The sequence below is a fragment of the Pseudomonas sp. PA-6-3C genome (assembly GCF_021605825.1).
GTDB lineage: Bacteria > Pseudomonadota > Gammaproteobacteria > Pseudomonadales > Pseudomonadaceae > Aquipseudomonas > Aquipseudomonas edaphica.
On record NZ_WKDV01000016.1, the window covers coordinates 77,860 to 92,736 of the forward strand.

General features: G+C 59.6%; 14 protein-coding genes. 10 read left to right on the top strand and 4 right to left on the bottom strand.

Annotated features, from left to right (window positions below; translation table 11 throughout):
- Nucleotides 1–108 precede the first annotated feature (108 nt).
- Complete coding sequence (pyrC, locus tag GIW48_RS13315) at nucleotides 109–1,155, top strand: dihydroorotase (protein ID WP_017137042.1); 1,047 nt, start codon at nucleotides 109–111, stop codon at nucleotides 1,153–1,155.
- On the top strand, nucleotides 1,152–1,823 hold the full coding sequence (gene rnt, locus GIW48_RS13320; protein WP_017137041.1) for a ribonuclease T: 672 nt from the start codon (nucleotides 1,152–1,154) through the stop codon (nucleotides 1,821–1,823). Before pyrC ends, rnt begins: the two co-directional genes overlap by 4 nt.
- Nucleotides 1,824–1,956: 133 nt before the next feature.
- Here rnt and GIW48_RS13325 read toward each other — a convergent pair whose 3' ends face one another.
- Nucleotides 1,957–2,559: a peroxiredoxin gene (locus tag GIW48_RS13325; protein ID WP_003172097.1), complete on the bottom strand. Its 603-nt coding sequence runs from the start codon at nucleotides 2,557–2,559 to the stop codon at nucleotides 1,957–1,959.
- A gap of 243 nt (nucleotides 2,560–2,802) precedes the next feature.
- On the opposite strand from GIW48_RS13325, the gene GIW48_RS13330 reads away from it, so the two are divergent.
- Nucleotides 2,803–3,021 (top strand): bacterioferritin-associated ferredoxin, encoded by a 219-nt coding sequence (locus GIW48_RS13330; RefSeq protein ID WP_010564137.1) that lies wholly within the window; start codon nucleotides 2,803–2,805, stop codon nucleotides 3,019–3,021.
- Nucleotides 3,022–3,222: 201 nt separating this feature from the next.
- Nucleotides 3,223–3,693, top strand: a complete 471-nt coding sequence (bfr, locus tag GIW48_RS13335) for a bacterioferritin (RefSeq protein WP_236460178.1) — start codon at nucleotides 3,223–3,225, stop codon at nucleotides 3,691–3,693.
- Between the two features lie 132 nt (nucleotides 3,694–3,825).
- Here the strand turns inward: bfr and grxD are convergent, their stop codons facing one another.
- Nucleotides 3,826–4,164 (bottom strand): Grx4 family monothiol glutaredoxin, encoded by a 339-nt coding sequence (gene grxD / locus GIW48_RS13340; RefSeq protein ID WP_056857625.1) that lies wholly within the window; start codon nucleotides 4,162–4,164, stop codon nucleotides 3,826–3,828.
- 84 nt (nucleotides 4,165–4,248) lie between these two features.
- Nucleotides 4,249–6,357: a molybdopterin oxidoreductase family protein gene (locus tag GIW48_RS13345; RefSeq protein WP_236460177.1), complete on the bottom strand. Its 2,109-nt coding sequence runs from the start codon at nucleotides 6,355–6,357 to the stop codon at nucleotides 4,249–4,251.
- A gap of 422 nt (nucleotides 6,358–6,779) precedes the next feature.
- Between GIW48_RS13345 and argF the strand changes: the two genes are divergently transcribed.
- Both argF and GIW48_RS13355 read left to right on the top strand, forming a co-directional pair.
- Nucleotides 6,780–7,700 (top strand): ornithine carbamoyltransferase, encoded by a 921-nt coding sequence (gene argF, locus GIW48_RS13350; RefSeq protein ID WP_069786197.1) that lies wholly within the window; start codon nucleotides 6,780–6,782, stop codon nucleotides 7,698–7,700.
- Nucleotides 7,697–8,806 carry an ABC transporter ATP-binding protein gene (locus GIW48_RS13355; RefSeq protein WP_099548516.1) on the top strand — a complete coding sequence of 370 codons (1,110 nt, stop codon included), beginning with the start codon at nucleotides 7,697–7,699 and terminating at the stop codon, nucleotides 8,804–8,806. Before argF ends, GIW48_RS13355 begins: the two co-directional genes overlap by 4 nt.
- Nucleotides 8,807–8,948: 142 nt before the next feature.
- On the opposite strand, the gene ybaK is transcribed toward GIW48_RS13355, so the two are convergent.
- On the bottom strand, nucleotides 8,949–9,419 hold the full coding sequence (ybaK, locus tag GIW48_RS13360; protein ID WP_017137036.1) for a Cys-tRNA(Pro) deacylase: 471 nt from the start codon (nucleotides 9,417–9,419) through the stop codon (nucleotides 8,949–8,951).
- A gap of 325 nt (nucleotides 9,420–9,744) precedes the next feature.
- Between ybaK and GIW48_RS13365 the strand changes: the two genes are divergently transcribed.
- The 4 genes from GIW48_RS13365 to glpD all read left to right on the top strand — a co-directional run bounded on the left by GIW48_RS13365 (nucleotide 9,745) and on the right by glpD (nucleotide 14,861).
- A complete protein-coding gene (locus tag GIW48_RS13365; RefSeq protein WP_169985840.1) occupies nucleotides 9,745–10,602 on the top strand; it encodes an MIP/aquaporin family protein in 858 nt (285 codons plus the stop codon).
- Between the two features lie 77 nt (nucleotides 10,603–10,679).
- Nucleotides 10,680–12,185 carry a glycerol kinase GlpK gene (gene glpK / locus GIW48_RS13370; protein WP_138453704.1) on the top strand — a complete coding sequence of 502 codons (1,506 nt, stop codon included), beginning with the start codon at nucleotides 10,680–10,682 and terminating at the stop codon, nucleotides 12,183–12,185.
- A 95-nt stretch (nucleotides 12,186–12,280) separates the two neighbouring features.
- Nucleotides 12,281–13,036, top strand: coding sequence for a DeoR/GlpR family transcriptional regulator (locus GIW48_RS13375; RefSeq protein ID WP_010212755.1), 756 nt, complete (start codon nucleotides 12,281–12,283; stop codon nucleotides 13,034–13,036).
- A gap of 286 nt (nucleotides 13,037–13,322) precedes the next feature.
- Nucleotides 13,323–14,861, top strand: coding sequence for a glycerol-3-phosphate dehydrogenase (glpD, locus tag GIW48_RS13380; protein WP_017137033.1), 1,539 nt, complete (start codon nucleotides 13,323–13,325; stop codon nucleotides 14,859–14,861).
- The last annotated feature ends 16 nt before the right edge of the window (nucleotides 14,862–14,877 follow it).

Consider the following 14,877-nt stretch of genomic DNA (forward strand, 5'->3'; position numbering starts at 1 on the left):
AAGGCATACCCAGGGATATCGGACACGTGCGGCAAAACTTGATAGCGAGTGCCTGCAAGAGTCTTTTCCGGTAGCATTCCCACCAGATTGACCCGCCTGGAATCCCCAATGTCCGACCGCCTGACCCTGCTGCGTCCCGACGACTGGCATATTCATCTTCGCGATGGTGCTGCGTTACCCCAAACCGTGGCCGATGTAGCGCGCACGTTTGGCCGCGCGATTATCATGCCTAACCTGGTACCTCCGGTGCGTAATGCCGAGCAAGCCGATGCCTATCGCCAGCGTATCCTCGCTGCGCGCCCGGCCGGCAGCCGCTTCGAACCGTTGATGGTGCTCTACCTCACCGACCGTACCCAGCCTGCCGAAATCCGCGAGGCCAAGGCCAGCGGTTTTGTGTACGCCGCCAAGTTGTACCCGGCGGGCGCGACCACCAACTCCGACTCCGGCGTGACCAGTATCGACAAGATCCTGCCGGCAATCGAAGCCATGGCTGAAGTCGGCATGCCGCTGCTGATCCACGGTGAAGTCACCCGTGGCGATGTGGATGTGTTTGATCGTGAAAAGATCTTCATCGACGAGCATATGCGCCGCGTGGTCGAGCTGTTCCCGACCCTCAAGGTCGTGTTCGAACACATCACCACCGCCGACGCCGTGCAGTTCGTCAACGAGGCTTCGGCCAATGTCGGCGCGACCATCACCGCGCATCACCTGCTCTACAACCGCAACCACATGCTGGTGGGCGGGATTCGGCCGCACTTCTATTGCCTGCCGATCCTCAAGCGCAACACCCACCAGGTAGCCCTGCTGGACGCCGCTACCAGCGGCAGCCCGAAGTTCTTCCTCGGCACCGACTCGGCGCCCCACGCCCAGCACGCCAAAGAAGCTGCGTGCGGCTGTGCCGGTTGCTACACCGCGTATGCCGCCATCGAGCTGTATGCCGAAGCGTTTGAACAGCGCAACGCCCTGGACAAGCTCGAAGCCTTCGCCAGCCTCAACGGCCCGCGCTTCTACGGCCTGCCGGCGAATACCGACCGCATTACCCTGGTTCGTGAAGACTGGACCGCCCCTGCCAGCCTGCCGTTTGGCGAGCTGACTGTTATCCCGCTGCGCGCCGGTGAAACACTGCGCTGGCGCCTGCTGGAGGAAAGCAAGTGAGTGAAGACCATTACGACGACGAACACGAGCACAGTGGTGGCGGCTCCCGCCACCCGATGGCCGAGCGGTTTCGCGGTTATCTGCCGGTTGTCATCGACGTAGAAACCGGTGGTTTCAACTGCGCCACCGACGCATTGCTGGAAATCGCCGCGACCACTATCGGCATGGATGAACAGGGTTTTGTGTTCCCGGAACACACCCACTTCTTCCGTGTGGAGCCGTTTGAAGGCGCGAATATCGAAGCTGCAGCCCTGGAGTTCACCGGCATCAAGCTCGATCACCCACTGCGCATGGCCGTGAGTGAAGAAGCGGCGCTGACCGATATCTTCCGTGGTGTGCGTAAAGCGTTGAAGGCCAATGGCTGCAAACGCGCGATCCTGGTGGGCCATAACAGCAGCTTCGACCTGGGCTTCCTGAATGCTGCCGTGACGCGGTTGGACATGAAGCGCAACCCGTTTCACCCGTTCTCCAGCTTTGACACCGCCACGCTTGCGGGCCTGGCTTACGGCCAGACCGTGCTGGCAAAGGCCTGCCAGGCGGCCGGTATCGACTTTGACGGTCGTGAGGCCCACTCGGCCCGCTACGACACCGAGAAGACTGCCGAGCTGTTCTGCGGCATCGTCAATCGGTGGAAGCAAATGGGCGGCTGGGAAGACTTCAACGACTGAGGCTGACGCCTTTGTGGTTGTGGCGAGGGAGCTTGCTCCCTCGCCACAGAAGCTTGCTCGCCACAGAGTCAAAAATGCAGTGCATAAAAAAACCGGCCCTCACAGGCCGGTTTTTTTGTACCTGAAACGAGGCTTACAGCTTGCCAGCGTTCTCGGTCAGGTAAGCCGCAACGCCTTCTGGCGAAGCGTTCATGCCTTTGTCGCCTTTTTTCCAGTTGGCAGGGCAGACTTCGCCGTGCTCTTCGTGGAATTGCAGGGCGTCAACCAGACGGATCAGCTCTTCCATGTTACGGCCCAGCGGCAGGTCGTTGATGATCTGCGAGCGTACAACGCCCTTGTCGTCGATCAGGAACGCGCCACGGAACGCCACGCCGCCTTCGGACTCAACGTCGTAGGCCTTGGCAATGTCGTGCTTCATGTCGGCAGCCATGGTGTATTTGACTTTGCCGATGCCGCCATCATTGATGGCGGTGTTGCGCCAGGCGTTGTGGGTGAAATGGGAGTCGATGGAAACGGCTACCACTTCAACATTGCGCGCCTTGAAATCGTCCATGCGGTGGTCCAGAGCGATCAGCTCCGACGGGCACACGAAGGTGAAGTCCAGCGGGTAGAAGAACACCAGGCCGTATTTGCCTTTGATGGCTTCAGACAGTTTGAAGCTGTCTACGATTTCGCCATTGCCGAGGACGGCAGGTACGTCGAAATCCGGGGCTTGTTTGCCGACGAGTACGCTCATTGGGTATCTCCTGATGTAAGGGTGACGATTGAAGTAAAAGGACCAGCCCAAGTCTGGCGCAGTTAAGCGACAGGCCTGTGACGCGGTCACGCTTCGTGAAGACCGACCATCATACACTGAAAAAACCGTTCGTCAGCGCGCCGCAGGTACCTGGCAATACCCTGTGAATCTACTTTGACAATCATTCTCGTTAACATTAAGATCCATCGCACTTAAGCCTTAAACCCGCGATGGTTCTCCCTTATGTATGTCTGCCTCTGCACTGGCGTCACCGACGGACAAATCCGCGAAGCAATCTATGAAGGTTGCTGCAGCTACAAGGAAGTACGTGAAACCACCGGCGTTGCCAGCCAGTGCGGCAAATGTGCTTGCCTCGCCAAGCAAGTGGTACGGGAAACCCTGACGCAGCTGCAAACAGCCCAGGCCGCACTCCCCTACTCAGCAGAATTTACACACGCTTAAATAGGCGTGTTTTGAAGAACCGGACTTAATGTCCGGTTTTTTTATGCCCGTAATTCAATTAGTTAGCGTCAAGACGCGGAACACAAACATTCTTATTCAGATTAATTTTCATTTATTATTCAATAACTTAGGTTTGACACTAGGGATTTCGCCGCTCAAACTCCGCCTTATACACAGCTATTACAGGGCAGGACCCCAGTCATGAAAGGCGACATCTCAGTCATCCAGCAACTCAACAAAATCCTTGCCAATGAACTGGTCGCGATCAATCAGTACTTTCTGCATGCGCGCATGTATGACGATTGGGGCCTGGAAAAGCTCGGCAAGCGTGAATACAAAGAATCGATCAAGGCCATGAAGGACGCCGACGCGCTGATCAAGCGCATCCTGTTCCTGGAAGGCCTGCCGAACGTACAGGACCTGGGCAAGCTGAACATCGGCGAGCACACCCAGGAAATGATCAGCAGCGACCTGAAGTTCGAGCAGAAGAGCCACAGCGACCTTAAGGCCGCCATCGCTCATTGCGAAACCAAAGGTGACTTCGGCAGCCGTGAACTGCTGGAAGATATCCTCGAAGATCAGGAAGAACATATCGACTGGCTGGAAACTCAGTTGGGTCTGATCATTAAAGTCAGCCTGGAAAACTACCTGCAATCGCAGATGGGTGAATAAGCGCTGAAGATCGTTCCCACTTGAGCATGGTGACGCAGAGCGTCACAGGATGCATTCCCACGCGGAGCGTGGGAACGATCACAAAAAAGCCCCGCTCTCTTTCGAGAAGCGGGGCTTTTTATTGCATCCGGATCAGGCGTCAGTCTTGGCTGCCGCGTTTGCCGCTGCTTCTTTGATCAACGCTTGCAACGAACCATCAGCTGCCATTTCAGTGATGATATCGCTACCGCCGACCAGTTCACCGGCGACCCACAGCTGTGGGAAAGTTGGCCAGTTGGCGTACTTCGGCAGGTTGGCACGGATTTCCGGGTTTTGCAGGATATCCACGTAAGCGAATTTCTCGCCGCACGCCATGATGGCCTGGGAAGCCTTCGCGGAGAAACCGCACTGAGGAGCGTTCGGGGCGCCCTTCATGTAAAGCAGAATGGTGTTATTGGCAATCTGCTCTTTGATCGTTTCGATGATATCCATGGAACACCTCGGCTGGAACTTTGCGACTCACAGGTCGGCACGGTGGCGCATTGTAACGCAAAATTCCAGCGCAGTGCTCGGGCCTTATGCGGCGGCCACCTGTACCGGCACGCCATTGAGCGCGGCGTTTCCAGACAATTCATCCAATTGCCGCTCGTCGGTCAGGTCATTGGCACTGGCCCCAGGCTGCCCACTGGCGATGGTCATGCGCACGCCTGGGCGACCGTGGCCCCAGCCGTGTGGCAGGCTGACCACGCCAGGCATCATGTCCAGGCTGGCCACCACTTCCACTTCGATCTCGCCAACGCGTGAGCTGACGCGCACCCACTGCCCATCACTCAATTGTCGGCTGGCAAGGTCGTCGGGATGCATATGCAGTTGATGACGCGGCTTGCCCTTCACCAGGCGGTGATAGTTATGCATCCAGGAATTGTTGCTGCGTACATGCCGACGGCCGATCAGTAACAGCTCATTGACCATTGGCACCGGCTGGGCCGCAAAGCGCGCCAGGTCTGCCAGGATCACCGCAGGCGCTGCCTGCACGTGGCCGTCGGCGGTTTTCAAGCGTGCGGCCAAGTTGGGTTTGAGCGCCCCCAGATCCACGCCATGGGGATGATCGGCGAGCATGGCCACCGACAGTTTGTGCTCGGAAGCATCGCCATAGACCCCGGCACGCAAGCCAAAGTCGATCATCTGTGCCGGCGCCATGGTCGGCTTGAGCACCGCGCCGGTGTGCGCAGCGAAGGCCTTGGCCAAGCCGACAAAGATCTCCCAATCATGCAACGCGCCGGCCGGCTTGGGCAGGATCGCGCGATTGAAGCGGGTGACGTTACGCACCGCAAACATATTGAACGTGGTGTCGTAGTGATCGTTTTCCAACGCTGAGGTGGACGGCAAGATCAGGTCGGCATAGCGCGTGGTTTCATTGATATACAGGTCGACGCTGACCATGAACTCCAAACCGTCCAGGGCCTTCTCCAGTTGGCGACCGTTAGGCGTGGACAGCACCGGGTTTCCGGCCACCGTCACCAGGGCGCGGATCTGCCCTTCGCCTTCAGTGAGCATTTCTTCGGCCAGGGCCGATACGGGTAACTCGCCACCGTACTCCGGCCGCCCGGACACCCGGCTTTGCCAGCGATTGAAGTGCCCGCCGCCAGTGGAGGCCACCAGATCCACCGCCGGCGTGGTGCACAAGGCGCCGCCGACACGGTCGAGGTTGCCCGTGACCAGATTGATCAACTGCACCAGCCAATGGCACAGCGTGCCGAAGGCCTGGGTCGATACGCCCATGCGCCCGTAGCACACGGCCTTGTCCGCCGCCGCAAAGTCCCGCGCCAACTGGCGAATCTGCTCGGCAGGCACCGCACACTGGCGGCTCATGGTTTCAGCGGTAAACCCGGCAATCGCCTGGCGCACATCCTCCAGGCCAGCAATCGGCAAATGGCTGTCGCGAGTCAGGTTTTCGCTGAGCAAGGTGTTGAGCAGCCCGAACAGCAGCGCCGCGTCGCCACCGGGCCGTACGAACACATGCTGATCGGCAATCGCCGCCGTCTCGCTGCGCCGGGGGTCAACCACCACCACTTTGCCGCCGCGGGCCTGGATGGCCTTGAGGCGTTTCTCCACATCGGGCACGGTCATGATGCTGCCGTTGGACGCCAGCGGGTTGCCGCCCAGGATCAGCATGAAATCGGTGTGGTCGATATCCGGAATCGGCAGCAACAAGCCATGGCCGTACATCAGGTGGCTGGTGAGGTGATGGGGCAACTGGTCTACCGAGGTGGCGGAAAACCGATTGCGCGTCTTCAGCAGGCCAAGGAAGTAGTTGCTGTGGGTCATCAACCCGTAGTTATGCACGCTGGGGTTGCCCTGATACACCGCCACCGCGTTCTGCCCATGCCGGGCCTGGATGCCTGCGAGGCGTTCGGCTACCAGTGCAAAGGCCTCGTCCCACGGGATCGGCTGCCAGTCGCTGCCCACTCGCAGCATGGGCTGGTGCAGGCGGTCGGGGTCGTTCTGGATGTCCTGCAGCGCCACGGCTTTCGGGCAAATGTGTCCGCGGCTGAACGTATCCAGCGGGTCGCCCTTGATGGAGGTGATCGCCAGGCTGCCGTCGTCCGCCTGGGTGGTTTCCAGGGTCAGGCCGCAGATGGCTTCACACAGATGGCAGGCACGGTGGTGGAGAGTCTTGGTCATGGCCAGTCTCTTTATTGGGCTTTGGCCCAACTATGGCTCGACACCTGAACGCGCACCAGCAACGTTCGTTCTGTGAATCGAGGGGCATCAGGCCAGGCCATGGGCAAGTGTTTCAAATCTTTGCATAGGCGCTCCGAAACCGACACAACCCGCTCCAGGCCCGCCCCACACATTGCAAAAGGTCTTGGCGCCAGTGTACAAATGGGTCGCTGCTGTCAGGAATCAGTCTTCAAAAGCGCTTCGGCGCCCCTCTTGAACACCCTTAAAAACTGTAGCCCTATTGGTAAGACGCGACATTTAATTATAAGATCGCGCCTTCCCCTATTTCGTCGCCCCGTGCGGCTTTCGCCGCAGGTCTCGCCCGTTGTCACAATAAACAAGGCTTTGAGTATCTGCGGTCTGTTGCAAAAAGGTAGTTAATGATGAGCGCAAGGCACTTTCTCTCCCTGATGGATTGCACGCCCGAAGAGCTGGTCAGCGTGATCCGTCGAGGCATTGAGCTTAAAGACCTGCGTAACCGCGGCGTACTGTTCGAGCCTTTGAAAAACCGTGTGCTCGGGATGATTTTCGAGAAGTCGTCGACCCGCACCCGCGTGTCGTTCGAAGCCGGCATGATCCAGCTGGGTGGCCAAGCCATCTTCCTGTCCTCGCGTGACACCCAACTGGGCCGCGGCGAACCGATCGCCGACGCTGCCCGCGTGATGTCGCGCATGCTCGATGCGGTGATGATCCGCACCTTTGCCCACAGCACCGTGACCGAATTTTCCGCCAACTCGCGTGTACCGGTGATCAACGGCCTGTCCGATGACCTGCACCCGTGCCAGTTGCTGGCCGACATGCAAACCTTCCTTGAACACCGTGGTTCGATCCAGGGCAAGACCGTGGCCTGGATCGGCGACGGCAACAATATGTGCAACAGCTATATAGAAGCGGCGATCCAGTTCGACTTCCAACTGCGTGTGGCCTGCCCCGAAGGCTACGAGCCGGATGCACGTTTCCTGGCCCAGGCGGGCGATCGCGTGACCGTGGTGCGCGACCCGCGGGACGCGGTCATCGGCGCGCACCTGGTGAGTACCGACGTGTGGACCTCCATGGGCCAGGAAGAAGAAACCGCCAAGCGCCTGGCGTTGTTCGCGCCGTTCCAGGTGACCCGCGCCCTGCTCGACCTGGCCGCGCCGGACGTGCTGTTCATGCACTGCCTGCCCGCGCACCGGGGCGAAGAAATCAGCCTCGACCTGCTCGACGATGAGCGTTCGGTGGCGTGGGACCAGGCTGAGAACCGCCTGCATGCGCAAAAGGCGCTGCTCGAATTCCTCGTCCCGCCGTCGTACCACCACGCATGAGCCAGCCATTACTGCTGAACCTGCGCAATCTGGCATGCGGCTATCAAGATCAACGCGTGGTGCAGCACCTCAACCTGCACCTCAACGCCGGTGACATCGGCTGCCTGCTGGGCTCCTCGGGTTGCGGAAAAACCACCACTTTGCGCGCGATCGCCGGGTTTGAGCCGGTGCATGAAGGTGAGATCAGCCTGGCCGGCGAAGTAATCTCCAGCGCCGGGTTCACCCTGGCGCCGGAGAAACGTCGCATTGGCATGGTGTTTCAGGACTACGCGCTGTTTCCGCATTTGAGCGTGGCCGACAACATCGCCTTCGGCATTCGCAAGCACCCGCAAAAAGACCGCGTGGTTGGCGAACTGCTGGAACTGGTCAACCTGAAAAACCTCGGCAAGCGTTTCCCCCACGAACTTTCCGGCGGCCAGCAACAACGCGTCGCCCTCGCCCGCGCCTTGGCGCCGGAACCGCAACTGTTGCTGCTCGATGAACCTTTCTCCAACCTCGACGGTGAACTGCGGCGCAAGCTCAGCCATGAAGTACGCGACATTCTCAAGGCGCGCGGCACCAGCGCGATTCTGGTCACCCATGATCAGGAAGAAGCCTTCGCCGTGAGTGATCACGTGGGCGTATTCAAAGAGGGCCGTCTTGAGCAGTGGGACACGCCCTACAACCTCTACCACGAACCGCAAACCCCTTATGTCGCCAGCTTTATCGGCCAGGGTTACTTCATTCGCGGGCAATTGAGTTCGCCGGAATCGGTGAGTACCGAACTGGGTGATCTGCGTGGCAACCGTGCCTACACCTGGCCAACGGGTGGCGCGGTGGATGTGTTGCTACGTCCGGATGACATCGTTTACGCACCCGACAGCGCGTTGAAAGCGCGGATTGTCGGCAAGACTTTCCTCGGTGCTTCGACCTTGTACCGCTTGCAACTGCCGACCGGTGCACAGCTGGAGTCGATTTTCCCCAGCCATGCCGACCATCAGGTGGGCGCGCAGGTGGGGATTCGGGTGGCGGCGGAGCATCTGGTGTTGTTTCAGGCATCGGGCAGCACGGCGGCGCAGATTCCTCAAGTCGAATCCGGCGTGCGACGTTACAGCGCCGCCCACTGAGCAACTGACTAAACCGGGTAAAAAATGTGGGAGCTGGCTTGCCTGCGATGCAGACACCTCGGTCTGTCAGTTGAACCGAGGTGATGCAATCGCAGGCAAGCCAGCTCCCACATTGGGTTTTTAGTGGATTCAGAATTGAGTTTCAGCCTCGCCCAATCGGCGCAAATTTGGCCTGGGTATGCTCGGCCAGCACCGCTGCGGCCAGTTCCACTTCTAACCCCCTCCTCCCTGCGCTCACATGAATCGTCGCAAACTGTTGCGCGGTCTCATCAATAAATGTGCGCAAACGCTTCTTCTGCCCCAACGGGCTGATGCCGCCCAACAGGTAACCGGTAGAGCGCTGCGCCGCTACCGGATCGGCCATCTCGGCTTTTTTAACGCCGGCCGCATGGGCCAGCGCCTTCAGGTCCAGACTTCCGACGACCGGCACCACCGCCACCAGCAATTCACCTTTCTCACTGCTGGCCAGCAAGGTCTTGAACACCTGCGCCGGGTCGAGCCCCAATTTTTCCGCGGCCTCCAGGCCATAAGACGCGGCCTTGGGGTCGTGCTCGTAACTGTGGATGCGATGTTCGGCGCGAACTTTTTTCAACAGGTCCAGTGCGGGTGTCATGACTACTCCGGGCGCGGCAGAAAGATCGCCAATTCTAGGCCAAGCCCGCGCAAAACGCTCTAGTGCGCCCCTCCCGCCATGCGCGCTTGCAGCCTCACCCGTGATCATTCACCAGACCAATAGTTCGAAAATGACCAATGGTTCACTTTCGACCTTTGACAGCGGTCATTCTTGTCTATATTTTTTCGTTTCCGAATACTGTAGGAATAGTGCTCCAGTGTTCCAGCGGGAAGCTGCAGTCAGGATGGGGATCCTGATTACGGTGAAAATCGCGCAACGGTCCGTTGAGGCTGTGCGCCAACAAGAACAACAATCGAGGTTTGCCATGACTACTGCTCTTCAACAGCCTTCACTTTCGAGCCAATGCATGGCCGAATTCCTGGGGACTGCGCTTCTGATCTTCTTCGGTACAGGATGTGTCGCTGCGCTCAAGGTCGCGGGTGCCAGCTTCGGGCTGTGGGAAATCAGTATTATCTGGGGGGTCGGCGTGAGCATGGCGATCTACCTGAGCGCCGGTATTTCCGGGGCGCACCTCAACCCGGCGGTAAGTATCGCGCTGTGCATTTTTGCCGATTTCGAAAAACGCAAACTGCCCTTCTATATCCTCGCGCAAATCGCCGGCGCGTTCTGCTCGGCGGCGTTGGTTTACACGCTGTACAGCAACCTCTTTTTCGATTACGAACAAACTCACCACATGATTCGCGGCTCTCAGGCCAGCCTGGAATTGGCGTCGGTGTTCTCCACCTACCCGCACGCGCTGCTGAGCACGGCCCAGGCATTCCTGGTGGAAATGGTCATCACCGCCATCCTGATGGGCGTGATCATGGCCCTGACCGACGATAACAATGGCCTGCCCCGCGGCCCGTTGGCCCCGCTGTTAATCGGCCTGCTGATTGCAGTTATCGGCAGTGCCATGGGCCCGCTGACCGGCTTTGCGATGAACCCGGCGCGTGATTTCGGCCCCAAGCTGATGACCTTTTTCGCCGGCTGGGGTGAAATGGCCTTTACTGGCGGCCGCGATATTCCTTACTTCCTGGTACCGATTTTCGCGCCGATTGTCGGCGCCTGCCTCGGCGCAGCGGCTTATCGTGGGCTGATTGCCCGCCACTTGCCGAGCGCCGCACCTGCTATAGCTGAAGAAACACCTGACACGGCTGTCAACGGCAAGACTCGTATTTCCTGAAAGCGCCGGCCTGGTGCCCCTGCCCTTCGCGGCCCAAGCTGATTTCTGACTTCCTTATTTCGTCCAAGGCAATTGACATGACCGACATTCAGAATAAGAACTACATCATTGCCCTCGATCAGGGCACCACCAGTTCGCGGGCGATCATCTTCGATCGTGACGCCAACGTGGTCTGCACCGCCCAGCGTGAATTCGCTCAGCATTACCCGCAAGCCGGCTGGGTCGAACATGACCCGATGGAAATTTTCGCCACCCAGAGCGCGGTAATGGTCGAGGCCCTGGCACAAGCCGGCCTGCACCATGACCAGGTTGCTGCCATCGGTATCACCAACCAGCGTGAAACTACCGTGGTCTGGGACAAGATCACCGGCCGCCCGATCTACAACGCGATCGTGTGGCAGTGCCGCCGCAGCACCGAGATCTGCCAGCAGCTCAAGCGCGACGGCCACGAGCAATACATCAGCGACACCACCGGCCTGGTCACCGACCCGTACTTCTCCGGCACCAAGCTCAAGTGGATCCTCGACAACGTCGAAGGCAGCCGCGAGCGAGCGCGCAATGGCGAACTGCTGTTCGGCACCGTCGACAGCTGGCTGATCTGGAAATTTACCGGCGGCAAGACCCACGTCACCGACTACACCAACGCCTCGCGCACCATGCTCTTCAACATCCACACCCTGGAGTGGGATGCGAAGATGCTGGAGATTCTCGACGTGCCGCGCGAAATGCTGCCGGAAGTCAAGTCCTCCTCGGAAATCTACGGCCGCACCAAAAGCGGCATCGCCATCGGCGGTATTGCCGGTGACCAGCAAGCGGCGCTGTTCGGCCAGATGTGCGTAGAAGCCGGCCAGGCCAAGAACACCTATGGCACCGGTTGCTTCCTGCTGATGAACACCGGCGACAAGGCGGTGAAATCCAAGCACGGCATGCTCACCACCATCGCTTGCGGCCCACGTGGCGAAGTGGCTTACGCCCTCGAAGGTGCGGTCTTCAACGGTGGCTCCACCGTGCAATGGCTGCGTGACGAGCTGAAGATCATCGCCGACGCCACCGACACCGAATACTTCGCCGGCAAGGTCAAGGACAGCAACGGCGTGTACCTGGTGCCAGCCTTCACCGGCCTGGGCGCTCCGTACTGGGACCCGTATGCCCGTGGCGCGCTGTTCGGCCTGACCCGTGGCGTGCGCGTGGATCACATTATCCGTGCCGCCCTGGAGTCGATTGCCTACCAGACCCGCGACGTGCTGGACGCCATGCAACAGGACTCTGGCGAACGCCTCAAAGCCCTGCGTGTGGACGGCGGCGCGGTGGCCAACAACTTCCTGATGCAGTTCCAGGCCGATATCCTCGGCACCCAGGTCGAGCGCCCGCAAATGCGCGAAACCACGGCACTCGGCGCCGCGTACCTGGCAGGCCTGGCCTGCGGTTTCTGGGGCAGCCTGGAAGAACTGCGTGGCAAGGCCGTCATCGAGCGCGAATTCGAACCACAGCTTGATGAAGCCGCCAAAGAGAAGCTCTACGCCGGCTGGCAAAAAGCAGTCAGCCGCACCCGCGACTGGGAACCGCACGAAGGCGCTGAATAAGCCAACCGTCGGACCCAAATCGGGTTGTAACTGGCGGGGAGTCGATTGCTGCGGCATCATGGGCCACTTTTGTATGGCAGCCCAAAGGACGCCCCATGAATCTGCCTCCCCGCCAACAACAAATTCTCGAACTGGTGCGCGAACGCGGCTACGTCAGTATCGAGGAGATGGCGCAGCTATTCGTTGTCACCCCGCAAACCATCCGCCGCGATATCAACCAGCTGGCGGACGCCAACCTGCTGCGCCGCTACCACGGCGGCGCGGCCTATGACTCCAGTGTCGAGAACACCGCGTACGCCATGCGTGCCGACCAGATGCGCGATGAGAAACAACGCATCGGCGAAGCCATTGCCGCGCAAATCCCTGATCACGCCTCGCTGTTCATCAATATCGGCACCACCACCGAATCCATCGCGCGTGCGCTGCTCAATCACAACCACCTGAAAATCATCACCAACAACCTCAACGTTGCCACCATGCTCAGTGCCAAGGACGACTTCGATGTGCTGTTGACCGGCGGCAACGTGCGCCGTGACGGCGGTGTGGTGGGCCAGGCGAGTGTCGACTTTATCAACCAGTTCAAGGTCGACTTTGCGTTGGTCGGCATCAGTGGCATTGATGAAGACGGCAGCCTGCTGGACTTTGACTATCAGGAAGTCAGGGTTTCCCAGGCGATCATCGCCAATGCACGCCAGGTGATCCTGGCGGCCGACTCAAGCAAATTCGGGCGCAATGCCATGATTCGCTTGGGGCCGATCAGTCTGGTGGACTGTCTGGTGACCGACCAGCAGCCGGTGCCGGCGTTGGTGCAGTTGTTGAACCAGCACAAAGTCAGGCTGGAAGTGGTTTAGCGCCTGGACTGGCGCCATCGCGGGCAAGCCCGCTCCCACAGTTGACCGCATTCTCATGCAGGCACTCGGTCAACTGTGGGAGCCGGGCTTGCCCGCGATGGCGATATATCCAACCCCCCTCTCTCGAGCCTTTCCTTGGCTCATGTTCACAATTCTTCCCTTTTCAGCCCTTCGATGAGTTTTTTCAATCGAAGTCGGGTGGCTGTGTGCGCGTTTATCAGCTACCATTTTCGCAAATGAACATTAATGTTCGAATTCCAAGACGAAAAGATCGCGAGGCCAGCCGATGAACCCTTCCACCTTGCCTGCTCCACCGCTTGCCGAAGTCTATGACGTTGCCGTAATTGGCGGCGGAATCAATGGCGTCGGCATTGCAGCAGACGCAGCCGGGCGCGGTTTGTCGGTATTCCTTTGCGAAAAGGACGACTTGGCCAGCCACACATCTTCCGCCAGCAGCAAGCTGATCCACGGCGGCCTGCGCTACCTCGAACATTACGAATTCCGCCTGGTGCGCGAGGCTCTGGCCGAACGTGAGGTGCTGCTGGCCAAGGCCCCGCACATCGTCAAGCAGATGCGCTTTGTATTGCCGCACCGCCCGCACCTGCGCCCGGCGTGGATGATTCGCGCGGGCCTGTTCCTGTACGACCACTTGGGCAAGCGCGAGAAACTCGCCGGTTCCAAGAGCCTTAAGTTCGGCCCCGACAGCCCGTTGAAAAGTGAAATCACCAAAGGCTTCGAATACTCCGACTGCTGGGTTGATGACGCCCGCCTGGTGGTACTCAATGCCATGGCCGCCCGTGAAAAAGGCGCGCATATCCACACCCAGACCCGTTGCATCAGCGCACATCGCAGCAACGGCATGTGGGAAATGAACATGGAACGCGCCGATGGCAGCCTGTTCTCGATCCGCGCCCGCGCCTTGGTGAACGCCGCCGGCCCGTGGGTCGCCAAGTTCATCAAGGAAGACCTGAAGCTGGACTCGCCTTACGGCATCCGCCTGATCCAGGGCAGCCACTTGATCGTGCCGAAACTCTACGAAGGTGCGCACGCGCACATCCTGCAGAACGAAGATCAGCGCATCGTCTTCACGATTCCGTACCTGAACCACCTGACCATCATCGGCACCACCGACCGTGAGTACACCGGTGACCCAGCGAAGGTTGCGATTACCGAAGGTGAAACCGACTACATGCTCAAAGTGGTCAACGCGCACTTCAAGAAGCAGTTGAGCCGCGACGACATCGTGCACACCTACTCCGGCGTGCGCCCGTTGTGCAACGACGAATCGGACAACCCGTCGGCCATCACCCGCGACTACACCCTGTCGCTGTCTGGCGGTAACGGTGAAGCGCCGATCCTGTCGGTGTTCGGTGGCAAGTTGACCACCTACCGCAAGCTGGCCGAATCGGCGATGGCGCAACTGGCGCCGTTTTTCACGCAAATGCGCCCAAGCTGGACCGCCACGGCGAGCCTGCCGGGCGGCGAGAACATGACTACGCCAGAAGCCTTGGCCGAAGCGATTCGCGCCAAATTTGACTGGGTGCCAAGCGAGATCGCACGCCGTTGGTCCACCACGTACGGCAGCCGTACCTGGCGCTTGCTCGAAGGCGTGCAATCGCTTGCTGACTTGGGCGAACACCTGGGTGGCGGCCTGTACACCCGCGAAGTCGATTACCTGTGCGCCGAAGAATGGGTGACGCAACCGCAGGACGTGCTGTGGCGCCGGACCAAGCTGGGCTTGTTCACCACACCGCAAGAGCAGGAAAACGTGCAGCGCTACCTGTCCAAGGTCGAGCAAAACCGCGCGAAGATTGAAGCAGCCTGATCGCAGGCAGTGACGA